Source organism: Paenibacillus agaridevorans (genome assembly GCF_018604145.1).
Lineage (GTDB): Bacteria > Bacillota > Bacilli > Paenibacillales > Paenibacillaceae > Pristimantibacillus > Pristimantibacillus agaridevorans.
The window spans coordinates 3,839,736-3,862,199 of sequence record NZ_CP075889.1; the positions used below are offsets into that span (position 1 = coordinate 3,839,736).

The 22,464-nt window shown below is 53.4% G+C and carries 20 protein-coding genes; 3 read left to right on the plus strand and 17 right to left on the minus strand.

What is annotated here, in order from left to right; translation table 11 throughout:
• Nucleotides 1-245: 245 nt before the first annotated feature.
• The gene (locus tag KJW29_RS16185; protein ID WP_087570549.1) at nt 246-491 is read left to right on the plus strand and encodes a NifU family protein; all 246 of its coding nucleotides are present in this window, start codon (nt 246-248) and stop codon (nt 489-491) included.
• A gap of 71 nt (nt 492-562) precedes the next feature.
• On the opposite strand, the gene KJW29_RS16190 is transcribed toward KJW29_RS16185, so the two are convergent.
• The 17 genes from KJW29_RS16190 to KJW29_RS16270 form a co-directional block, all read right to left on the minus strand.
• Nucleotides 563-1,336: an SDR family oxidoreductase gene (locus tag KJW29_RS16190; protein ID WP_214631164.1), complete on the minus strand. Its 774-nt coding sequence runs from the start codon at nt 1,334-1,336 to the stop codon at nt 563-565.
• A 28-nt stretch (nt 1,337-1,364) separates the two neighbouring features.
• Nucleotides 1,365-2,078, minus strand: a complete 714-nt coding sequence (locus tag KJW29_RS16195; RefSeq protein ID WP_087570548.1) for a Cthe_2314 family HEPN domain-containing protein — start codon at nt 2,076-2,078, stop codon at nt 1,365-1,367.
• A 15-nt stretch (nt 2,079-2,093) separates the two neighbouring features.
• Nucleotides 2,094-3,857 carry a UbiD family decarboxylase gene (locus KJW29_RS16200; protein WP_214630557.1) on the minus strand — a complete coding sequence of 588 codons (1,764 nt, stop codon included), beginning with the start codon at nt 3,855-3,857 and terminating at the stop codon, nt 2,094-2,096.
• Nucleotides 3,854-4,792: a COX15/CtaA family protein gene (locus KJW29_RS16205; protein WP_343222818.1), complete on the minus strand. Its 939-nt coding sequence runs from the start codon at nt 4,790-4,792 to the stop codon at nt 3,854-3,856. Before KJW29_RS16205 ends, KJW29_RS16200 begins: the two co-directional genes overlap by 4 nt.
• Before the next feature lie 322 nt (nt 4,793-5,114).
• Entirely contained in the window at nt 5,115-5,462 is a 348-nt protein-coding gene (locus tag KJW29_RS16210; RefSeq protein WP_108994563.1) for a thioredoxin family protein, read from the minus strand.
• A gap of 12 nt (nt 5,463-5,474) precedes the next feature.
• On the minus strand, nt 5,475-7,067 hold the full coding sequence (locus KJW29_RS16215) for a copper amine oxidase N-terminal domain-containing protein (protein WP_214630558.1): 1,593 nt from the start codon (nt 7,065-7,067) through the stop codon (nt 5,475-5,477).
• Between the two features lie 205 nt (nt 7,068-7,272).
• A complete protein-coding gene (ltrA, locus tag KJW29_RS16220; protein ID WP_214625909.1) occupies nt 7,273-8,601 on the minus strand; it encodes a group II intron reverse transcriptase/maturase in 1,329 nt (442 codons plus the stop codon).
• Nucleotides 8,602-9,782: 1,181 nt separating this feature from the next.
• Complete coding sequence (locus KJW29_RS16225; protein WP_087570543.1) at nt 9,783-11,456, minus strand: putative polysaccharide biosynthesis protein; 1,674 nt, start codon at nt 11,454-11,456, stop codon at nt 9,783-9,785.
• A gap of 19 nt (nt 11,457-11,475) precedes the next feature.
• Nucleotides 11,476-12,213 (minus strand): ThuA domain-containing protein, encoded by a 738-nt coding sequence (locus KJW29_RS16230; protein ID WP_214630559.1) that lies wholly within the window; start codon nt 12,211-12,213, stop codon nt 11,476-11,478.
• 205 nt (nt 12,214-12,418) lie between these two features.
• A complete protein-coding gene (locus KJW29_RS16235) occupies nt 12,419-12,901 on the minus strand; it encodes a DUF456 domain-containing protein (RefSeq protein ID WP_108994559.1) in 483 nt (160 codons plus the stop codon).
• Nucleotides 12,901-13,659 (minus strand): Cof-type HAD-IIB family hydrolase, encoded by a 759-nt coding sequence (locus KJW29_RS16240; RefSeq protein ID WP_214630560.1) that lies wholly within the window; start codon nt 13,657-13,659, stop codon nt 12,901-12,903. The genes KJW29_RS16235 and KJW29_RS16240 overlap by 1 nt, the downstream gene beginning before the upstream one ends.
• Before the next feature lie 144 nt (nt 13,660-13,803).
• Nucleotides 13,804-14,706, minus strand: coding sequence for a metal ABC transporter permease (locus tag KJW29_RS16245; RefSeq protein WP_214630561.1), 903 nt, complete (start codon nt 14,704-14,706; stop codon nt 13,804-13,806).
• A complete protein-coding gene (locus KJW29_RS16250; RefSeq protein WP_187101330.1) occupies nt 14,703-15,653 on the minus strand; it encodes a metal ABC transporter permease in 951 nt (316 codons plus the stop codon). Before KJW29_RS16250 ends, KJW29_RS16245 begins: the two co-directional genes overlap by 4 nt.
• Complete coding sequence (locus KJW29_RS16255) at nt 15,650-16,471, minus strand: metal ABC transporter ATP-binding protein (RefSeq protein WP_214630562.1); 822 nt, start codon at nt 16,469-16,471, stop codon at nt 15,650-15,652. The genes KJW29_RS16250 and KJW29_RS16255 overlap by 4 nt, the downstream gene beginning before the upstream one ends.
• Nucleotides 16,472-16,514: 43 nt before the next feature.
• On the minus strand, nt 16,515-17,483 hold the full coding sequence (locus KJW29_RS16260; RefSeq protein ID WP_281426367.1) for a metal ABC transporter solute-binding protein, Zn/Mn family: 969 nt from the start codon (nt 17,481-17,483) through the stop codon (nt 16,515-16,517).
• Between the two features lie 220 nt (nt 17,484-17,703).
• Nucleotides 17,704-19,809 carry a peptidoglycan D,D-transpeptidase FtsI family protein gene (locus KJW29_RS16265; protein ID WP_087570535.1) on the minus strand — a complete coding sequence of 702 codons (2,106 nt, stop codon included), beginning with the start codon at nt 19,807-19,809 and terminating at the stop codon, nt 17,704-17,706.
• Nucleotides 19,810-19,849: 40 nt separating this feature from the next.
• On the minus strand, nt 19,850-20,299 hold the full coding sequence (locus tag KJW29_RS16270) for a hypothetical protein (protein WP_087570534.1): 450 nt from the start codon (nt 20,297-20,299) through the stop codon (nt 19,850-19,852).
• A gap of 161 nt (nt 20,300-20,460) precedes the next feature.
• On the opposite strand from KJW29_RS16270, the gene KJW29_RS16275 reads away from it, so the two are divergent.
• A complete protein-coding gene (locus tag KJW29_RS16275; RefSeq protein WP_214630563.1) occupies nt 20,461-21,630 on the plus strand; it encodes an MFS transporter in 1,170 nt (389 codons plus the stop codon).
• Between the two features lie 418 nt (nt 21,631-22,048).
• Nucleotides 22,049-22,420 (plus strand): ribonuclease M5, encoded by a 372-nt coding sequence (locus tag KJW29_RS16280; RefSeq protein WP_214630564.1) that lies wholly within the window; start codon nt 22,049-22,051, stop codon nt 22,418-22,420.
• Nucleotides 22,421-22,464 lie beyond the last annotated feature (44 nt).

Consider the following 22,464-nt stretch of genomic DNA (forward strand, 5'->3'; position numbering starts at 1 on the left):
AAATTCCAATTTTGATTACGAAGTAACTCGGGGGGAGTATGTCGACATCGAATCTTGCATTCAGACGGGACTTCCGGTGCTCACGTAGCTTCCACTACGCTCCGCTCCTCAGTCCCTACTCTTCATACAACCTTCTCGGTACTGAAAATCAGACTTTTTGAACTCGCATTTTAGGATTACGGATTGCGAACCATTTTCATCTGCTTCGCTTTGTACTATAATAGGGTAGAAAGGAGTGATTTGCAATGAGTGAACAAGTTCAAGAAACAATGTACGACGAAGTGCTGGACGTACTGGATAAACTTCGCCCCTTCCTGCAACGCGACGGAGGCGACGTAGAATTGGTCGACGTGGAGGACGGTATCGTAAAGCTCCGCCTGATGGGCGCTTGCGGCAGCTGCCCTAGCTCGACGATTACGCTTAAGGCCGGTATCGAACGCGCTTTGTTAGAAGAAGTAGACGGCGTCGTAGAAGTCGTTCAAGTATTCTAAGACGCAAAGAGTCTTATCCCCGGGTTATTGCCCTTGGCGGATAAGACTCTTTTTTCGTTACTAACAAGAATTCACAGATCCTTTATATTCGCCCGGATCGGGTCGAATCCCCCCGTGACGTCAATGACGTTGCCCGTCAGGAAGCTCGACTTGCGCTCGCAGAGGAACAGAATGACGCGCGCGACGTCTTCGCCCGTGCCTGGCCGTCCCAGCGGCGATTCCGGATCATGTTCGGTCTCCGCTTCTTCGATGGAACGCTCCTTGTTGACGCCGCGAATATCGCCCGGACCAATCAAGTTGACGGTAATGCCGAACGGAGCTTCCTCCACCGCCAGCGACTTCGTAAACGATACCAGACCGGTCTTCGCCGCCGCGTATACCGCGCGATGCGGCCATGCCCGCGCTTCGTTGGCATGGCCGAAGCCGAAGTGTACGATACGTCCCCATCTCTGCTTCCGCATATGAGGAAGGAGACGATGATCCAGCAGCATGACGCTCAGCAGATTGCCGTGCAGCAATCGAATGATCGTCTCTTCGTCGTAATCGCTAAAGAGCCTGCGCTTGCGTACGAACGGGCCCGCGTTGTTGACGAGAATATCGACGCCTCCCGCCCAAGCCTCCGCTTCATCCGCCAGCTTGTTCGCGCCTTCGATCGTAGCGATATCCGCCTGTACGGTAATGGCTCGACGCCCCATCCCCTCGATCAATCGTTTCACTTCCAGAGCTTCCTGTTCGGATTCCAAATAATTGATGATGACATCGCAGCCTTGCCCGGCAAGCTCAAGCGCCGTTCGTTTCCCCAAACCTTTGGCGCTGCCGGTCACGAGCGCCGTTTTGCCTTTCAGCTCCACGCATATTCACCCTCTCCCGGGATTATAAGCTCTTGCTCTTGAGCAGCGAATTGCCATAGCGGAAGGTCAGCCTTAACGATTCGATGACCATATGCAAACATACGGCCAGATCATCGCCTTGCTGACCGAGATTCTCCAGCTTGATCTCTTCGCCATACATGCGTTGACTTTGGATGAGATCGTCGTGCATCTCCGAATTCATATAATGAATTTCCGTATTGCGCCGCTTGCGCAGCCGATTAGTCGCATCTTTGGTTTGTTCCTTAACCTCGTTCAGCTTCCAGGTCAGCTTCGGGTGCGCGTTGCGTTCCCTCATATGCCGTAGAACGGTGAAGTAGGAGAAATGCGGCTTGATGCGTTCCGTCTTCATCTCAAGCAATTCATTGAGCAGCGTGCCCAGCTTGTCCAGAAGCGAGAAGACGCGAATGAAAGCATTTTTGTCGAAATAGACATATCGATCGTAATTCAACCGCTCTTCGGGCGACATTTCCTTGACCGAATCGGAGCTGATCCTATTCTTGAGCACGCTGGCCGCGTATTGGCTCTGTTCCAGCTCCGCAAGCGAGGATCGCAGCCCTCTCGCCCATATCTCCAGCTTGCGCAGCCTCTCGCCATTACCAGCTCCCGACTTAATGCGCGAAGAAGCAAGAGAGGCGAACTCCTCCAGCAGCTCGTACGTCTCCCGCAAGCCTCCTGCCGGCTCTCTCTCCGTCTCGCCGAACATAAATCGAAGCATGTCGCTCGCGCCTCCTTACAGCTTGTATTCGCTCCAGCGGCTGTCCACCAGCTTCACGATGTCTTCGCGCGGGAATAATTCGTCAGGGTAACCCGGCTTCATCCGCGCGTCGATAACGATCGGCAGTTGATATCCGAAGTGGTGCCGCTTGATTTCCGCTTTGGCATATATATCGTCCGCAGGATTAAATCTTGTGAATACGGTCCACAGGAAGGATGTCTGTCCTTCTGCGATATCGGCATCGTCGGCCAAAATAATAAGCGGCCATTCCGTTCCTCGGGCCGACAGACGCTCCAGCAGACGCTCTGCCAAAGCAGGCTCGCGTTCATACGATGCCCCTGAGACAACCAGACATCCCTTGCAATATGGTTTCGCGTTCGTAATTTCTTCAATGGCGCCTTCCGTATATTGCGAAGGCAGCTTGCGGATCGGTTCACCGACGCCAAGCATGACGGCCTTGCTGCCGTGATTAAGTTTGCCGCTTGTGTAGTCGAGCGTATCATGCGACGTTTCGTCGAAGACGAACAGATCGCTCTCCGGCCGGAAGCGCTCCAGAACCGTCTCCATAAGGACGTCGAAGCGGGACAGATCGATTGGTTGATCCGTTAACATCAGGAACTTCGTAAGCGTCAGCTGTCCTTGACCCAGGATGCTAAACGCCGTGGACAGCGCTTCGCGGGAATACGACTCCCGCACAACGGCGGCAGCAAGCGCATGTACGCCTGCCTCCGCGTAAGCCCACAGCTCTCTGACGCCCGGCATGACCATCGGGAATGCCGGAGCCAGCAAGCGCTGCAGGAATTCGCCCAGGTAATAATCCTCTTGCCGCGGTTTGCCTACGATAGTGGCCGGATAGATGGCATCTTTACGATGCCACATATGGCTCACCTGGAATACAGGGAAATCATGGACTAGCGAATAATAGCCGAAATGGTCGCCGAATGGTCCTTCAGGTCTGCGGAGATGCGGAGGCACCTTGCCGCTGATGACAAACTCCGCTTCGGCAGGCATCCGATGGCCGCCTTGCGGATCGTTAACGACCGGCAGCTTCTCTCCCAGTATAAGCGACGCCATCAGGAGCTCGGGAAGATGCTCCGGCAGCGGCGCGATAGCCGATGCGATCAATGCCGGGGGTCCGCCCAGGAACACGGATACGGGCAATGCTTCGCCGCGCTGCTCCGCTTCGTAATAGTGGAATCCGCCGCCTTTATGTATTTGCCAGTGCATCCCCGTCGTGGAATCGTCGAAGATTTGCATCCGGTACATGCCAAGATTATGTTTTTTGCGCGATTTGAGACTTTCCGTGTACACAAGCGGCAGCGTGACGAACGGACCGCCATCCTCTTGCCAGCTTGTTATAGCCGGCAGACCGGCAAGCGGCTTCGACTTTTTTAATTCGCCAAGGATAGGAGCGTTGCTGTTCGGCACCGTTTTCATGCCGACTTTCATCATATCCCAGATCAGTCCGCGCTCGCCCCAGATCGCCTTCGGCGTCGGAGGCATAATCCGCTCCGTTGCGCCGATAATGGTCTTCATCAACGCCTCCGGCTTGGGACCGAAAGCCAGATCGACGCGGCGATCCGTGCCGAACAGATTAGTAACGACAGGGAAAGGACTGCCCTTCACGTTCGTGAAGAGCAGCGCCTTGCCTTCTTGCTCGATTACTCTGCGATGAATCTCTGCAAGCTCCAGATAAGGATCCACCGGCGCCTCGATAATAGCCAGATCTCCGTCGCGTTTCAATACTTCTATAAATTCGCGCAAGTTCGCGAAAGTCATGCTTGTCCACGTCCTTCCCTCAGCCGCCAGGAACGAATGAGAATATCCATTAATAGTCCGAATAATGCTACGATAATCAAGTTATGAACAAGACTCGTGAAGATAAACCAGTTATCATTGCCGACTGTCGCGGTCAGCCATGCGCCGCTCATAATTTGAGCTACGAGCAGCAGAGTTACCCAGCCTGCGGTTTTTGACAGGGACGAGTCCTCTCCAGTCGTTTTGCGAATGTACAGGTACAATCCGGCTACCATTAAGCCGAAAAGGATAGCTCCTACTCTGTGGATAAAGACGATACCAGTCGCGCCAGACAGCTCGGGGATCACTTCCCCGTTGCACAACGGCCAGCCTACGCAGCCGCCGGCTGATTCCGTATGACGGATATAAGCGCCCAAATAAATAATAACATAACAGAAAACCGACGTCGCCAGCGCCCACTTGTACACCGTTCCGGGAACGCGCAGTGGTTTCTCCCGTACGGGCCGGTTCGCTCGATAGGTCCAAATGACGAGCAGCATGGTAGCGGCGAAAGCGATGATCGAAATGCCGAAGTGAATAGCCATGACCGGAGGCGATTGGTACCATTTTACGGCTGCCGCGCCCATCAGCGCTTGAATAACGGTAAATAGAAGCGCTCCGTTTGCATAAAACATCGGCTCTTTGTAAGCCTCGCGGTTGCTGCGGTATTTGCGATACACCGCAATGGTCACTCCGAGCACAAGGATGCCTTCCAAGGCGCTTACGACTCTGTGGGATAATTCGATAGCGGTCTCAAGCGTATAGGCGGGGATGAATTTGCCGTGACACAGCGGCCAATCATCGCCGCATCCGCGGCCAGAGTCGGTATTCGTTACTAAAGCTCCGGCTAACAGTACAAGAAGCATTCCGATGCACGATGCAATCGCAAACGCGCGAAAACGGCCGGTTACCATCATTCATCACCTGTTTCCATAAAAGTCCGTAAAGATGTAGTTTTTGAACACGTCCGTATAAAGGAGTTTGAACTTACTCCGTATAGATCAGTTCAATTATAGCCATTGGCACGGGCAAAAGCCATGTTGAAAATGTGAACTTGCCGCTTCCGGCAAGGACAGTCACGGGATTGACACAAGCTTGGAGAGCCTTATTTAAATCACCGCTAAGCTGCTATGCTTGGCGCGACATATCACGCTATTCGCAAGGAAAGTCCGCATCGGATAACCATGAAGCTCATGGCAAGTTCCGAACGGACTTCCTTTACGCGCGTTTCACATATCGTTAATCGCGATTTACCGCCGCGCTGACCTCAATGGCCCTGTCCACGAACTGCTGTATTTCGTCGCGGGACTTGCGAAGCTTGCTGACGAACCGAATCAGCTCTTGTCCCGAATGAAAGGCGATGAAGCTGGGGATGCCGAGTATATTCAGCTCCGAGCACAGATCGGGCAGATCATCGCGGTCAATCTCCACGAATCGCGCGCGGCCTTCATAAAAAGCAATCAGCTCCGGCATGAAGGGATCGATGAAATGGCAATCCTTGCACCACGTCGTCTTGAATACGGCAATGGTCAGCTCCTTGCCCGAGACGGCTTCACGGAATTCGGAGTCCGTCGTTAGTTTCTGCATGTCGTTTCCTCCTTACTCGCGTGCAATCGTTAATTCCTTCCAATCCTCATACACCGTATTCCACTCGATATCCGCGCCCAGAGCCTCCGCAAGCTTGCGGGCCGGCACATACGTAACGCTGTCGATCGTCATGACGGGGTAAGGCCATACTTCGTCCACGCCGTTTACCTTCACCTTATCGCTGCCAATCTGCATAATGATGCGGGTATCTGTCAGCTCGTCATATACGGATACCTGGCGAGTGAGCGAATTGTAGGAGACCGTTGCTCCAAAGGCTTCCGCTACATCTCGGACCGCCACAACCGTGACGTAACCTGGCATAATAATCGGCGGGTTGTAGTAATCATCGGCGAATGCATTATAGGTTTGACGCGTAATATGCAATCTGTTCTTGAGCAGCTCATACAGGTCGGAATCTTCATCTACGTAATGCAAAGCTTCATAACCTTCCATCAGCTCCATATCCAGAATGGACAGTGAATCTTCCGTCACGACAGGGTCAGCTGCCGTTACGGTTCCGTTCACATTCCATTGCTCGGATGATGACTTGACTGTAAAGCCCGTTACAACGGATTCGTAATATTCATCATTTAACGCTTCGCCCAGCTCGTAGTTTAATTCCCACGCCTGCTTGCGAATGTCGAGCTTTGCATCTACATACACATCGGCTTTCAATACGAGCGACTCGTTTAATAATTCGTTCAGAAACTCCTCGTCCTCGGACTCCGTCCATTCCATCTCTTCGCGGGCGGATTCCAGCAGCGTGATGATCTCTTCGACCGCTTCCTCCGCCATCTCGTCGGAGGTTGGCGCATCCAGAACATCGCCTTCGAACGGATTAATCTCCCCCAGCGCTTCCCAGAAGACCGGATTCTCCTCAAGCAGCTTCAGAATGCTGCCGACAGCGTTAGTCAGACCTTCGCGATCATCGATCAACGCATTCACGTAGGTTTTGGCCCATTCCCAGATGCTCGGTCCGTCCATCGTGAATTGCAGCTTCATCATCGAGACAGGGCTGCCGCCAACCGTCTCTACAACTGGCGCCGCGGTCAGGTTGCTTGGATTCGGCAAGTTATCGATGGCATACCCGCTAACAAAATCCATGATCTGACGACCGACCTCAGTCAACGTTCTCTCTTGCTCCGCGGAGATCCCATTACCCGAATCAGTCTCGATGTCAAACATCGAACCGATTGCTTCGTCAGACAGGTCGAATACGATTGGCGTTGTCACGCCCTCGAGCTCCAGCACCATTGCCGTCTCCGACAGGCGCAGCTTAAATGGAATGTTCAAATCGCTTAAAGTTACTTTGCCTTCTACCGACATATTGGATTCATCCTCAACAGCGGCGTGGTCAATTGTCAGCTTCACATGAGATAATAAACGATATAAGTCCGCTTCGTCCTCGTCGTATTCCGCAAGCGCTTCTTCATTCAGCCTGAGCTGAAGCTCCAACGACGATTTGCTTTCGCCGGAGGTCACCTTAACCGCATTTTTCAGCACCGCATTCAAATCCAGCCCCGCGATCGCCTGGCAGCCCGTCACGATCATGACCGCCAGAGCAAGAGCGGCAACGGCCGCCCTCTTAAGCAGCTTGTTCTTCATCCCGCTTCTCCCCTTAACCCATAATGACATCCCTATAAAACTCTTATTCTCCCATGATTATTCAAGAACAAAATCACCCGAAAGTGATCCAAAAACCCAATAACGTCCAGTCGCTCACTGCCTGTAGAGTAAAGGGCTGGGACTACCAGCCCCTCCTCATCAAACCGTACGTGCGGTTTTCCCGCATACGGCTTTCCGACGTTCTTCACCTTGCGCAGTACGTACTCTTCCAGGTTGTGACGGATTGTAACCCTGCTTCCTTTAGCATCTTGAAGAATCCGGATTGACGCAGCCTCCACCTTTTAAACTTCTTCCGGCAGAAGATCATCAGCCTCTTACGGATATACCAGTCGATCTTGGCCAAGAAGCCATTGGCTAGGCCTTTGTCCGCTTTGGCATAATAGTTTCTCCACCCCACTATTTTCGGGTTGAGTACTGCGATGATCTCGCTGGTCATTTGCTTCAGTAGCGTTCGCGACGACGTGCATGCCTTTACTTTCGTCTTCATCTTCTTCATCGCTTTCTGCGACGGGAAGCACCGGAGAATTCGTGCCACTTTTCCCCCTTTGCGCATGACCGGCAGTCGACGAAAATGATGGCCGAGAAAGTCGAAGCCTTGATCGTCCTCCCACACATTCACCAGCTTGCTTTTCTCCGTATTCATGCTCAGCTCCAGTTTTGCGAATACAGCTTTCAATACCTGTATCGCTTCCAGCGCTTCTGCTTTTCGATGACATAGGATGACCAGATCGTCAGCGTAACGGACCAGCGTTCCGAGCTGCGTGTAGTTCCTCTCCCAGATCGTGTCCAGGTAGTTCAAGTAAATGTTAGCCAATAGCGGAGAAATGACGCCTCCTTGCGGGCTTCCGATGTCCGAAGCATAGAACTCGCCTTCTTTCATCACGCCTGCCGTCAGCCATCCGCGGAGAAGTTTCAGTACTTTCCGGTCGTTGACTCGTTGTTCGACGAGTGCCATCAGCTTCTCATGTGAGATGTTGTCAAAGTAGCCCCGAATGTCGACATCCACGACCCAATATACTCTCCCCTCGTTCGCCGTTGTCAGGATCTTTTGCAGCGCATCGTGCGCGCTGCGTTTCGGACGAAACCCATAGGAGAAGTCTTTGAAGTCGGCCTCGAAGATGCCTTCCAGTACGAGCTTTGTCGCCATCTGTACCAGTCGGTCTCTCACCGTCGGAATGCCGAGTGGTCTTGTCTTTCCATCATCTTTTGGAATATCTACTCGGCGTACCGGCGTTGGTCGATAGGTACCGTTTCTCAGTTGACCGCATGTCTCCGCGATAAACCGCTTCTCGCCATAGTCTTCGTTGATCGACTGGATCGTGATTTTGTCGACCCCGGCACTCCCTTTATTGGCCTTTACTCGCATCCACGCATAGGTCATGATGTCCTCGCGACTGATCTTGTCATACAGAGCATGGAACCGCCGTCCTGGCTTTTCCTTAGCTGCAAGGTAGAGGGTTCTTTGAAGTTCTCGAGCTTTTTCTTTGGCGTTGTTAGCCTTTGCGGCATTCACTCACTCTTACCTCCTTGGTTCCCATGAACGAAGTGGGGTATTGTCTTTCGACGCCCTTCCCTCCACAAGGTTATGTTGTCCTTGCTTCCTCGGTACTACGGCCCCCTCCGACTCCCTTCCCACCGCTAGCCACTTCACCTTTCAAGGCTTATAGGTTTGCTCGTTACGGCCCCTTGCTGCCGTGTGGGGGAGGGTCTCCCTAGTTCCGAACATAACTGTCTCCACATGCCGATCCCCATACACCGGAGGGTTCTTCCGTGCTGCTCCAAGTTCTGTGCACGTTCCATGGCCTTCGCCCGTCCGCTCAAGGCTCGGCTCCCTCTTGTCCCTTGCGGGTTCCTTTTGACGATGCGGCAGGATTCACTCGGATGTTACGGCCTGAGGGCTTGCTTCGCATGATTTTTTTTTTTTCATGCTTTTCGTAGGGCTTCAACCCATGAATTTCTCCATGACCTGCCTACTAGCTACGGGGCAGCTTGGCCTTTACCCCGGCTGAACTTTCATCAGCTAGTTATGCCCAGCTTGGCTAGGCGCACAACGGACATAAAGAGGCCGTCGATTCATGGTGCGCAAACCCGGAAATGGAGCTGCTATCCATCATCGCCAACCTGTTAAAGGAAATGAGGGCCCTTAAATGGATCTTTTGGCGTGATTTTAAAATCTAACGGAACTCTAAGACGTTATTCGTGAGAAATTCAGGCAAACCGCGGATTTTTGCCCATCATAAGGGCTGTCAGTTCCATTAGATTTGCGAAGTGCGGCTTTTTACTGAAATAACGCCTCTCATTTCCGTTACAGTTGCTCCCGTTCATTCTTCCCAGACACTTGCCTGAAATTTCACCTTTACACAATGAATAGACAGCCTCCAGAAATAACGCTATTCTTCGATTTTCCAGGTTTTCGAAAATCTAACGGACATGTACCACATTATTGGCATCATCACATCGAAAATAGGCTCCATTACGATCCAATAGTGTCTCTCCTGTCTGTTAGGTTTTTTCGAGGTTAAAAATCGGACAAATAGCGTCGCTGATGTCGTTAAGATTTGCCATTTCTTTTGTTCCCAAGTCTAGGAGTTGCACATTTTCCTATACATCAAGAAAATTAATACTATTGTACTAGAGTTGGTAAATGCTTGTAAATGATTGGAAAGGGAATATCGCCAAAATATACTTTCCTGATTAAGCGCGAGAAACGATTCGAAGTACTTTCAGGAACGGTTTACGCAGTCGAGCCGGCAACGAAGCAGCATCTTCCGCTGTCACAACCTTAAGAAGGACCAGCATCGCGCCATACAGCGCCACTACGGCAATGGAAGCGGCAGCGGCTGCGAAGAAGTAGGACAGCTTCGGAATCCAGCTGTCGGTTAAGGACAGCATTCCCGTCTCCGCTCCCCACCCGCCAAGCGCGGCGACAGCGATGGAGACGAGGTACGGCATCCAGCGTTTGCCGAGTACTTTCAACTTGACTATTCCGTTAATGAAGCGCAGATTCATCATCGTCGTCACGACGAAGCAGACCGTAGAGCCGATGATGAGACCATATACGCCGAGGAACGGCGCGAGCGCAACGCTGACGACTACCTTCAATACTAATCCGATCAGCGTATGCCGCATGGAGATTCGTTGCTTGCCCATCCCGTAAAGAATGGAGTTCGTTGTCATCATCGTAATCTGCAGAATGGTTCCTGCCGCAAGCGCGGCTACCGCGCCGCTGCCCGTAGGACCGGATCCGTCTTCCGGCAGCGGAAAGAGCACACCGATGATGGAGTATGCCGCTACCGTGAACAAAAGCGCGAGCGGTACGCCCGTGAAACATACAACCCGCATAACGACGGATGCCTGCCGCTGCACTTCGCCCATATTTTTAAGCTTGTAGGCAGCGGCAATGACGGGAATAAGCGAAGAACCGAGTGCGATTGCCAAGATAGGCGGAATGCCCGCAAGCGATATTGCCTTGGCTCCGAAGTCGGCTAACGCTTCGATTCCTGCCTCGGCCGAATAGAACTCCCCTGTCAGTCTAAGGAATAACGTCTGGTCGAATGCAAAAATCAGATTGATCGCTGTGGAAGTTACCAAGGCGGGCAAAGACATCTTGAAAATTTCAGCGTATATCGATCGGAAGCGAAGATCGGAGGATACGCTCGAAACACTTCTGGAGCGCATGAGCGCAGCGGCTGCCTCGCCATTGAATCGAGGCGTCGTCGATGCATCTTGCACCTTCAGCTTCCGGGCGAATCGCAGCATAACCGCAAAGGCGCCGATTGCTCCGAACACGCTGCCGAACGTAACCGTAGCGGCCACCCAATTGTCGCCCCAGTCGAGCGCCAATACGATGAGTCCGAGACCGATGCCGAGACCGACGCGAAGCAATTGTTCCACGATCTGCGAAGTCCCGCCTGCCGTCATGAATTGCCTGCCTTGGAAGTAGCCCCTCATCATCGCGATAACGGGAAACACTAACAATGCGGGAGCGATAGCGCGTACGGATAGCATGGTGTATTCTTCTTTCGAGACCACCGCGAAAACGGGGGCAAGCGCAAACAGCGCCACGGCAAGAATAAGCCCGGATACGGCTCCGAACACAAGCGCGGCATGATAGATTCTTCTGGCCTCGCCTTCCTTGCCGAGCGCATATCGCTCCGATACCATTTTGCTGATGGCGCTCGGGAAGCCTGCAGTAGCAACAAGCAGGAGCACGAGGTAGATGGAATTGGCGGCATTGAAGGCAACCATGCCTTTGTGGTCTAACATGTAGGCCAAAGGTATTTTCTGGAACAGTCCCAGGAATCGAGCTGTCAGCGCTGCTGCCGCAAGGATAATCGTGCCTTTGATTAATGTGTCTTTTTTTACCATGCTTTTCGTTCCATTCTCCTTAACCCTGGTTAGGCGTCTTGCCGCCGATTGGTTCTAGCGGCTGATGGTTGCCTCGTACTGGCGCGGCCGCGCGCGATGGAGCCGCCCAACGGATGCCATTCTGAATGACTTGCAGAATTTGCGGATTGTAATAGGTTGGAAATGTCTCGTGGCCAGGTCGGAAGTAGAAGATCTTGCCTTGTCCCCTGCTGAACGTGCAGCCGCTCCGAAATACTTCTCCGCCCTCGAACCAGCTTACGAAGATCAGTTCGTCTGGCGCGGGAATATCAAAGTGCTCGCCGTACATCTCTTCATGGTCCAGCGTTATGTACTCAGGCAGGCCTGCCGCGATGGGATGCGCCGGATTAACGACCCAGATCCGTTCCTTCTCGTTCGCTTCGCGCCACTTCAGATCGCAGCCGGTGCCCATAAGCTTCTTGAATATTTTGGAGAAGTGTCCCGAATGAAGAACGATCAGCCCCATGCCTTCCAATACGCGCTTCTGAACGCGGTCGACGATGGCGTCTTCGACCTTGTCGTGGCCCATATGGCCCCACCAGATCAATACGTCCGTATCGTTCAGACGTTCTTCCGTCAGGCCATGCTCAGGCTCTTCCAGCGTAGCAGTCGCGAGCTCGATGTCCGCCGCAGCAAGCCCCTTCGCCAGTGCCTCATGAATGCCGTCCGGGTACACCGTCTTCACTTCATCATGAATCTTCTCGTGCAGGAATTCATTCCATACCGTAACTTTAACCATGTCTTTAACCGCCTTCTCTGTATTAATGCGTGTTCAAAAAGTTCGGTTTTCAGCACCGAGAAGATTGAAAGAAGGTAGAAACTGAGGAGCGGAGCGTAGTGGTAGCTACGTGAGCACCGGAAGGTTCGCCTGAATTCAATATTCGATGTCGAGTAAGCTTCGTGGCATACTTCGTGATCAAAAGCGGACTTTTTGAACTACCTTATTAGAATACTAGCCAAAGGATGAACAGGATGATCATAACCGCTTGCAGGATGACCTTCACTACGACGCTTGTAAATAAACCCACAAGCGCTCCCCAGCCTGCTTTGAGCGACTGCTCGACGTTTTTGCCCGCGATCAGCTCGCCGATGACCGCTCCCGCGAACGGCCCGATGATAAGGCCGAACGCCGGGATGACGAAGGGACCTGCGATAATGCCGATCGTACTGCCGATGACGGACGCCCTCGTCCCTCCAAACCGTTTGACTCCCCATGCCGAGACCGCGTAATCCGCAACGAACAAGACGACGACTATCAGCGTCTGGATCGTCCAGAAGATCCAATCGAAGTCTCCGAACGAGAAGAACCAGCCGTAGACGAAGAAAGCCGCATAGATCGCAAGGACACCCGGAAGCACCGGGTAGATTGCCCCCGCCATGCCAACGACAAAGAGCAGAACGATTAGCGACCAGCCTAGAATATCCATTACGATTCGCCTCCGAATATGTACTTCTTGATTATTTCGGCGACTCCGTTCTCATCGTTCGTCAGCGTAACGGCATCCGCCGCCTCCTTCACGACCTGCTGCGCGTTCCCCATCGCCACGCCTAATCCGGCTTCGCGAATGGCCGCGATATCGTTTAGACTGTCTCCCGCAGCGATAACCTGGCTCATCTCGATGCCGAGCAGAGCGCATAATTCTCGCAGGGCGCTGGCCTTGGATACGCCCAGTGGATTAAGCTCGATATTATGGGGTGAAGAGTTCGTAATCTCGAAAGCTCCCCATGTGCTCGTTTCTGCCAATATGGCTTCCCTTGCCCGGTCGTCCTCGGTGTAATAGCCAAACTTGAGCCAGTGGAAATCCTCGTACTTTTCGCCTTGCCCGAACCAGCGCTCCTTGTTGTAGATCCGCTGGGTCGTATACGCCCAGTACCATACTTCAGGATACTGGAGAGCCAGCTCATGCAGCCGCTGCACGTAGATGGAGCTTAGCTCCGTGCGTTTATGCAGTACATGCGGGCGCGACCACACCTCGCCTCCGTTTACCGTTATCATCGGCGTAGTCAGGTCAAGCTGCTCGGCAAAAGGCAGCGCGCTCTCGAAGCCCCGACCCGTCGAAAAGCTGACGGTGACGCCGGCATCAAGCGCCCTGCCAATCCATTTCGCGTTCTCTGCGCTAATCTCGGAAAGCTCGTTAAGCACCGTTCCGTCCATATCCAGCGCAAGCAATTTATAATTCGTCATGATGTCAACTCCTTCATTCGCACACCTGCCTATTTTATCACAAATCGGGGAGAAACCAAATGCTGGGGAAGATAAAAAGAGATGTTCCTCCCTTGCTCAATAACAAGGATGAAACATCTCTGCAAATTATGATCGGTCTCGTATTTAAACCGCTCTCGCCCCGCTGGCCGTCGTCTCGGCCGCCAGCTTGCGCTGTCGAAGTCTTCCGCTGATCAAGCCGTGAGATGGAGACAACAGGAAAGCCGCCACAAATAATAGTCCAGCCGCGCATACGATGCAACCCGCAATGGAGGCGTCCAGAATAATGGATGCGCCATAACCTGCGAACGTGCTGGCAACGCCAACCGCTATGCTAAGCGCGATCATCATGCCCAATCGATCCGTCAGCAGGTATGCGGTGGAAGCCGGGATGATGAGCATGCCCACGACGAGGATGGCGCCGACGCTCTCGAAGGAGCTTACCGTTGCCATGGAGACGAGCCCCATCAGCAAGTAGTGGAACAGAGCAACCGGAATGCCGATGGCCGCGGCCAGCGCCGGATCGAATGCGCACAGCTTGAACTGCTTGTAGAACAAACCGATAACCGCGGCGATCGCGATCAGCGTAACTCCCAGCAGCCATACGGCTTTCGGTCCCATGCTGACGCCGCCAACCTCCAATAGATTCCAATGTACGAACGCGATTTCGCCATACAAAATAGCATCCTGATCGAGGTGCACCTGTCTGGCGAACAAGCTGACCAGTATAACGCCGATGGCGAACAGTGCCGTGAATACGACGCCAATAGAAGCGTCGGATTGAATGCCGCTGCGCTGGAACAGTCCGATCAGGAATGTCGTCAGCAATCCGAACAGCAGCGCCGCGAACATCATGACCAGCGAATCTCGCGTACCGCTGATCAGAAACGCGATCACGATGCCGGGCATAACCGAATGGCTAATGGCATCGCCGATCATCGCCATCTTGCGGAGTACGAGGAATACGCCGACGATGCCGCAGCACGCCGCTACAAGGCTGCCCGTTAGCAAAATCCAGAAGTCGCTCATCCTGCCGTCTCTCCTTTCATTCGGTCCCCGGACGCCGTATGAAGAACTTCATTCTCCTTCAGGAAACTTCGCTTTACTCTCGCCTGTAAGATGCGTTTCGCAAGAAGTCCCCGCTCCGGCCCGAGCAGCACGGACAGGACGAACACCGCCGTCGCAGCCAGCACCGTGACGGGGCCGGTCGGGAGGTTCGACACGGATGAGCTGATCCAGGTACCAAGCGCGCCGCTCAGGGCGCCGAAAGCGCCAGACAGAATGATCATCGTGCCCAGCCGGTTCGTCCAGTAACGAGCGGATACGGCTGGCGTTATCAACAGCGCGGCAATCAATACGACTCCCACAGCCTGAACGCCGGCCACGACCGCCACCACGACCAGCAGCATAAGAAGCTGCTCCAGCAGACCAACGTTATACCCGAGTCCCTTCGCGAAGCCGGGATCGAACGAGATCAGCTTGAATTGCTTAAACAATAGTGCGCATATCGTCACGAGAAAGGCGGACATAACCGACATCGTCATGACGTCGGAGCCGACCATGGCTGCCGCCTGGCCGAATAAAAACTTGTCGAGGCCGGCCTGATTGCCATAATCGCCATGCTGGATAAAGGTCAGCAGCACGATTCCCAGACCGAAAAACGAACTAAGGACGATACCGAGAGCGGCATCCTGCTTCAACCGGGAGTGACGGGTAATGTAGCCGATGCCAAACGTCGCTACAATGCCGGCGAGGGTTGCACCGATCAGGAAGATGCCGATAGACTTGACGCCGGTCAGCATGAAGGCGATGCAGATGCCCGGAAGCGCCGCATGGGCAAGCGTATCGCCGACCAGGCTTTGTTTCCGCAAATACGTGAAGCTGCCGATCACGCCAGAGCTTAATCCAAGCAGCATGCAGCCGAAGAAGATCCAACGCATGTTGGGATCGGCCAGCATCGTAAAGAAATTGCTCATGGCCGCCCACCCCCGCCGCCTGCGCCAGAGACGGCAAGCGATCCGGGATCGAGGAACGAGAGTCGCCCTCCGTAAGTGTGCTGGAGCTGTTCCTGCGTAAATGTCGTTTCGGTCGGTCCGAATGCTTGCAGCTCCACGTTGAGCAACAGCACGGAGTCAAAATATTGTTTCACGGTCGCCAAGTCGTGATGGACCACAATCACCGTCTTGCCTTGCCGCTTCAATTCCTGCAACAAGGTAATAATCGCCTTCTCCGTCGCTGCGTCGACTCCTGCGAACGGTTCATCCATGAAGTACAGCTTGGCGTCCTGGACCAGCGCCCGGGCCAGGAAGACACGCTGCTGCTGACCGCCGGACAGCTGGCTGATCTGGCGATCGGCGAAATCAGCCATGCCGACCTTGCTCAGGCAATCGAGCGCTAACGCCTTCTCCTTCGCGCCGGGGCGGCGATACCATCCCAACCTGCCATATGTGCCCATTAAAACGACATCCAGGGCATTGGTAGGGAAATCCCAATCGACCGATTCGCGCTGCGGCACGTAACCGATCAGCTTGCGCTGGCTCTTCAGGCTTTTGCCATACACAAGCACTTCTCCACCGATCGCAGGAATGAGCCCCAGGGCCGCCTTGATCATGGTTGATTTGCCCGCGCCGTTGGGTCCGATAACGCCGATCAGCTCGCCTTCGTTCACCTCGAAGGTGACGCCCCGCAGCACCGGTTTCTTCTGATAGGCTACGCTTAGCCCGTTTATCGCAAGCGGCGAGGCGCCCTGCGTCGCCGCTGCGGATGATCCTGGAATCGCATTAGATATGCTCATCTCACTCGTTCCTTTCGTCTGTCGCCAGCGCCTCGCCTTCAAGCTACTTCAATGCGCTGACAATCGTATCTACGTTATGTCTAACCATTCCGATATAAGTACCTTCCACGGTGCCGGGATCACCCATGGCGTCAGAATACAGCTGGCCGCCGATCTTCACCTCGTGTCCCAGCTCCTTCGCGCCTTCGATTACGGATTCGATCGACTTGGAGGAGACGCTGGATTCGATAAATACAGCATTGATTTTGTTCTCCACCAGGAAATCCCGCAGCTTGCTTACATCCTTGGAGCCGTATTCCGACATCGTGTTCATGCCTTGCAGCCCCTTCACCTGCAGTCCATATGCTTCACCGAAGTAGCCGAAAGCGTCATGAGCGGTTACCAGTATACGGCTTTTCTCCGGAATTTGTGCAATCTGCTGGAGCGCGTAAGCGTCCAGCTCCTCCAGCTCCGCGAGATAGGCCGCGGCCTGAGACTCGTAATAATCGGCGCCTGCAGCATCCTTCTCCTTAAACGTATCTCTGACCACCTCAACAGCCGACATCCACAGCTTGACATCAAACCAAATATGCGGATCATGCGCCCCGCCGCCGGCAACGCTGGAGTTGCCATGAAGCAAGGACTCGTCGATGTACTTCGATACGGCTACGACCGGCTTGCTGTTTTCCAGCTTCTCGAAAATTTCGCCCATCTTTCCCTCCAGGTGGAGTCCGTTATAAAAGATGATGTCGGCTCCATCCAGCTTCTTAACGTCGCCTTGCGAAGCCTTGTACAGATGGGGGTCGATTCCCGGACCCATCAGCCCCGTTACGGAGACACGATCGCCGCCTACTTCAGCCGCAATATCCGCTATCATGCCTGTCGTTGCGGTAACAACAATTTTGCCGTCTCCGCCCGTCGTCGTGTTTCCTTCGCTTCCGCAAGCAGCTATTGTAATAGCCGACACCGTCAAGAACAACAGCGTCATTATAAACCTTCTCATCGCGGAATTTGTTTTGCCCGTGTTCTTCATTCCAATTCCTCCACTTTTATCGTTTTATTTACCCGGGACAATCTTCTTTCCCTAAGTAACAAGATTTTAATTAGCGCCTCTTTTTTTATAATACACAAAAATGTTTCCATAGTGCAACATTTATTTTATAAGGGACACCAGCGCGATAATAAAGAACAGAAAAGACGGCTGCAAATCGGCATCGTTATACCGTTTGCAGCCGTCTCTCGTATCCTCGATATTACTGTTCGTTGCCCGCAGGCTGGTCCGTGCCCGCGACATTTGTTTCTTCTCCGTCCGTGCCAGTTGCGGCATTGCCGCCGGCTGCCGCGCCGAACAACTTCGCAGCCAAAGCCTTGTTAGGCGTGCCCGCGAGGCCAAACTCCGCGTCATAAGCGTCGAAGATTTGGCGTGCGATTGGAGCCGCGCCGTAGCCGCCAAAGCCCCCGTCAGGTATAACGACGGCTACCGCCAGCTTCGGATTGTCGGCTGGCGCGTACGCGATAAACACCGCGTTCTCCGCGCGACGCTTGGATACATCCTGCTCGGATGTTCCCGTCTTCCGCCGGAATTCGTGACCGAAGTCTTCGAAACCTTGTACGCTAACCTTTTCCATGCCCGTCTCGATTTCCTTCCAATAAGCCTCCGGAATATCGATCGAATTAAGAACTACAGGCGTATACCCCTCAACCAGATTGCCGTCGGAATCCTTGATTTCGTTCACGAATTGCGGCTTCATCCGATTTCCCCGGTTCGCAAGCATAGCCGTATATTGAACAAGCTGAAGCGCCGTATAACGCCCCTGCTGCCCAAACGAAGCTTGAATCAGAGCGGACTGGGGGCTGCCCACCTCCGCCTCATGGAAATACTCGATTACGCCGCGAATTTCGTTAGGCAATCCGCTTTCCGTCGAAACGCCCAAGCCGAACTGCTTCATGTAGTCGTCCCAAATCTCTACGCTGGACTTCCCGTTTACCGAACCTCGTCTAAATAATTTGTCTCCCACCATGGCCGCCATGAACGGGTTGGAGGAGTGGGCGATGGCGCGGGACCCGTCGATAGGGCCGTAGGATTTGTTCTGGGAATTTCGGATATACGTTTCATATCCCTTCTTGCCGTACGTGAACAATCCGTTGTCGTTGAACACTGTCGATGGAGTGAACAAACCTTCATTAAGACCGATGAGCACCGATAGCGGCTTCAACGTCGAGCCTGGCGGCAGAATCGAAGAAGGATGCTGGTCGCGCTCCGCCTTTGTTTCATAAGGACCATACACCGTCCGGATGGTGCCGTTAGGAAGCACGTTGCCGAAGTTCTCGTAATCCTCCGGGCTGATCCGACCGCCGGCCCAGATGTTGGGGTCGTAATCGGGCATGCTCGCCATCGCGACGACCTTGCCCGTATCGACCTCCATCGCTACAGCGAAACCCGTTTGGGCGTATGGCGCCCGTTCGTATTTGTTGGGAGACGTCCGGATTTTCTCCAGATGCGACATAATCGACTTCTCGGTATGAAGCTGTACGTTTTTGTTGATGGTCAGGAACAGATCGGAGCCCTTCTCGGGATTGGTAATTTGCATGGGGCCGATAATCTGCTCCTGGTTGTTGACGGGATACGATTTTAAGCCGTTTTTACCGCGAAGCACGTCCTGGTACATAAACTCCAAGCCGTCGAGTCCGACCTCTTCTTCCTCCAGGTACTTGAGCTGAGGATCCTTCTCTTCCATCTTCTTGGTATAGAACTCGTTATTGACCCGCACGCCTTTATATTTCTTTAAATATCCGACCAGTTGCACCGCAATCGAGCTCGTATCGTAATTGCGGACGCTCTCCTCCATAATATCGACGCCCGTAAAGGTGGTTCGGTTCTCCATAAAGTAGGCGACTTCTTCCTTGCTCAGGCCAGACTTGATCCGGCGCGGCGTGGAGATGATGTTCCTGGTGAAGCCGAGGTCCATCTGCCAGATAATGTCGTCGACCGTCATCGCTTTCTCGGGATCGCCGAGTTCTTTAAAGATGGCCTCCAGCTGCTTGGCCGTTTCCTCTGCTTTGACATCGAAACCTTTGCCGGGCTGAATGCTGTAATATAGCGATTGGGTTGATGTGGAATATGCGATGGGATATCCTGTCGAATCGTAGATATTGCCGCGGATCGGCGCAATAGCGTCATTGCGCGTACTCTTTCGCAGACCTTCCGCGCTGAGCGTCGGTCCTTCGACGAATTGCAGCACCGCCAGCCTGACGATCAGCAGACTGAATAAGGCGAACGTAATGAAAAAAAAGAAGTTCAGGCGGAACGAGAAGTTTCGCCGATTGTCGATCTCCCGCTTTTGCGGATCGTCTTGCATGAATGCCCACTCCCTTCATGCAGACCTGCCAGCCTGCATGTTAACCTTTTTGTTTCGCTTGCTCGATAAATGTTCGAATCGTCTCGTCCACTTGAAGTGTAATGGAAGGCGTTCCTTTGACGGATACCTTTACTTCGTTATCTCCGGCTTTGCCCGTCAGCTCCACATTCGTCGTCTTAATCGTAAACGTGCCGTCCGCGTTTGTTTTGTACTCCGCATTCTCCGCTTCGCCGATCATCAACGATACAGCTTCTTGCTTGACCGTGTCCACCACTTTCGTGCCTATCTCTTTAACATCATCCAGCGAATAGCCGCTGTACAGCACGACCCCGATAATGATGACGGCGGCCAGCGCCCACTTCACCATTGTCTTTACAACGCGAATGACAATGAGAAGAACGACTAAAGCGATAACGAGCACAAGCCAATTTTCTTGAAAAAAGGTCGTCCATGTCTCCGTATCATACGACGAAAAATCCAAAAAATTCATAGGGAACCCTCCTTATTATATCTCTATCACATATGCGCTACCAAATATTATAGCCTACGGGGTAGGGGGGCGTAAACGGCATTGCTCGAAACGGGAGTCATATCTTGTCCGGGCGGGGCGTACAAGTAGTTAAAGTGTATGAGAGCAGGGAGGAGCCGCCTTTGAAAACCGCTTTATGGCTGTATTTGTTTCTGTTCGTCGCTTTCTTCGACTTGCATGCCCAATATCCAATCCTGACGCCGTTTGCCATCTCGATCGGAGCCGCCCCGTCATTTATCGGTCTCATGATGGGCATGTATTCCATTACGCATTTGCCGGGCAATGTATTGGCCAGCTACGGCGTGGACCGTTACGGCAGCCGGCTGTTCATCGTCTTCAGCCTGCTTGGAGCCGGCGTCATCCTTCTGTTCCAGGCCTACGTGACGGATCCGTGGCAGCTGCTATTGCTGCGTTCCGTCAGCGGCTTTGTACTTGCCTTCCTCTCTCCCGCCTGCCTCTCCTTGCTGGCGAGACTGACCAATGATATTACAGAGCAAGGCAAGCTGATGGCAGGCAACGGACTTGTCCATACGCTCGCTTCCGTCGTCTCGCCCGCAGCGGGAGCATACCTCGTCGCCAAGATCGGGTTCTCCACCGCCTTCACGATTTTGGGTTGGGTGCTGATCGGCACGGCGATCTGCGCGCTCGTGTTCATTAAGGAAATTAACGGCAAGCTAAACAGGGTGCCGCCTCCGGAAGCAAATTATATCGGCAATGCTGCATCTCCCGCGCAATCCTTGCCGATTCCTTGGCTCATCTATTTGCTTCCGGTTGCCTTTAGCTGCGCGCAGGGCATTCTTTCATTCGAGCTGCCGCTGCTCGCTAAGAGCCGCGAGGCCATGATGACGACCGGACTGTTGTTCTCCGTTGTCAGCATTGGAGCGCTTATTACGCTCAGCATGCTGTTCCTGAATCGTCTGTCCGCCTTTCAACGGACGTTGTGGGGCGCTTTATGCCTGGCGCTTATCTACTTTGGCATGGCTGCAGACGTGCCGCTTCCGTTAGCGGTCATGCTGCTGTTCGTCGGAATGGCAAAGGGCGTTATTTTGCCGGCATTGTCTACGCTATTGATCGAATTGAGCGGAGGGACGAAATACGGAAGAACCTTCTCGGTGCTTTCCATCGCCTTTTCAGTCGGAGCTTTTCTCGGCCCTATGCTGGCAGGGCAACTTCGCGATCAGGTATCGCCGTATTACATCGCCTTTATAGCTCTCATGCTGGCACTCGCGCTGCTGCCGTTCTACAGGTTCCGCGTCATTGTGCCGAACACCCATTTTTCCAAGACTGGGTAATCGCACAGGGCATTCGTCTCCTCCGCTCATAGGATGGGAGTATCAGGCGGCAATCGACCAGTGGCTCACATGCTCATTCGGCAAGCCGTCCGATGTTAACGCTAGCGTAGAGGGGTGACTCCATAATGACAGGCGCAGGCAGAGGTTTCGGGGGCTACGGTCACAACAACGTAGGAACTATTCTTGTATTGTTTATCTTGCTCGTAATCATCGTATGTGCCGGATTCTGGTAATCCGCATCTAACGGAGTGTTCACGCGATGAGGCCGCCGCAGCGCATAATATTTGCGTCGCGGGCGGCCTTGTATCTTTGAGGCGGCATCTAGGAAACGGCAACTTAGAATAAATTACGAACTCTTATGTGGTAAACTGGAGCTAATATTTCGTGTCCAAAATGTTCGTCTGAAAGGGGATTAACTATGGATCCGTACATAGCCATCGTGGTTGAGGGCAAAAACGACAGAAGCAAGCTGCGCCGCGTGCTCGATGATCGCGTGCCGATTCTGTGTACATACGGGACGCCCGGCACCTCCCAGCTGGAGAAGCTGCGCAAAGAAGCCGGCGATCGACATATCTTCGTCTTTACGGACAACGATTCGTCCGGCCGGCGCATACGCGGCATTTTAAGCGATCTGTTCCCCGATGCCGAACACATCTATACTCGGCGCGGCTATTACGGCGTTGAGAATACGCCCGAGGAATATTTGATCGAACAACTGGAAAAGGCGGGACTAGACGCATACATCCTGTATCCTGCGTCCAATCCCGCCCCGAACTGGGACAAATTCTGATATGAAAACCGAGCTTTTTGAACCTTATTGATATTCCAGTCAAC

Excerpts from the sequence above, each read along its gene's own strand:
- KJW29_RS16210 (WP_108994563.1), bottom strand. The coding sequence starts at position 5,462 with ATGCAGAAACTAACGACGGACTCCGAATTCCGTGAAGCCGTCTCGGGC.
- KJW29_RS16205 (WP_343222818.1), bottom strand. The coding sequence starts at position 4,792 with ATGATGGTAACCGGCCGTTTTCGCGCGTTTGCGATTGCATCGTGCATC.
- KJW29_RS16245 (WP_214630561.1), bottom strand. The coding sequence starts at position 14,706 with ATGAGCGACTTCTGGATTTTGCTAACGGGCAGCCTTGTAGCGGCGTGC.
- KJW29_RS16215 (WP_214630558.1), bottom strand. The coding sequence starts at position 7,067 with ATGAAGAACAAGCTGCTTAAGAGGGCGGCCGTTGCCGCTCTTGCTCTG.
- KJW29_RS16240 (WP_214630560.1), bottom strand. The coding sequence starts at position 13,659 with ATGACGAATTATAAATTGCTTGCGCTGGATATGGACGGAACGGTGCTT.
- KJW29_RS16260 (WP_281426367.1), bottom strand. The coding sequence starts at position 17,483 with ATGAAGAACACGGGCAAAACAAATTCCGCGATGAGAAGGTTTATAATG.
- KJW29_RS16185 (WP_087570549.1), top strand. The coding sequence starts at position 246 with ATGAGTGAACAAGTTCAAGAAACAATGTACGACGAAGTGCTGGACGTA.
- KJW29_RS16195 (WP_087570548.1), bottom strand. The coding sequence starts at position 2,078 with ATGCTTCGATTTATGTTCGGCGAGACGGAGAGAGAGCCGGCAGGAGGC.
- KJW29_RS16230 (WP_214630559.1), bottom strand. The coding sequence starts at position 12,213 with ATGGTTAAAGTTACGGTATGGAATGAATTCCTGCACGAGAAGATTCAT.
- KJW29_RS16255 (WP_214630562.1), bottom strand. The coding sequence starts at position 16,471 with ATGAGCATATCTAATGCGATTCCAGGATCATCCGCAGCGGCGACGCAG.
- KJW29_RS16270 (WP_087570534.1), bottom strand. The coding sequence starts at position 20,299 with ATGAATTTTTTGGATTTTTCGTCGTATGATACGGAGACATGGACGACC.
- KJW29_RS16225 (WP_087570543.1), bottom strand. The coding sequence starts at position 11,456 with ATGGTAAAAAAAGACACATTAATCAAAGGCACGATTATCCTTGCGGCA.
- KJW29_RS16235 (WP_108994559.1), bottom strand. The coding sequence starts at position 12,901 with ATGGATATTCTAGGCTGGTCGCTAATCGTTCTGCTCTTTGTCGTTGGC.
- KJW29_RS16250 (WP_187101330.1), bottom strand. The coding sequence starts at position 15,653 with ATGAGCAATTTCTTTACGATGCTGGCCGATCCCAACATGCGTTGGATC.
- KJW29_RS16200 (WP_214630557.1), bottom strand. The coding sequence starts at position 3,857 with ATGACTTTCGCGAACTTGCGCGAATTTATAGAAGTATTGAAACGCGAC.
- KJW29_RS16265 (WP_087570535.1), bottom strand. The coding sequence starts at position 19,809 with ATGCAAGACGATCCGCAAAAGCGGGAGATCGACAATCGGCGAAACTTC.
- KJW29_RS16280 (WP_214630564.1), top strand. The coding sequence starts at position 22,049 with ATGGATCCGTACATAGCCATCGTGGTTGAGGGCAAAAACGACAGAAGC.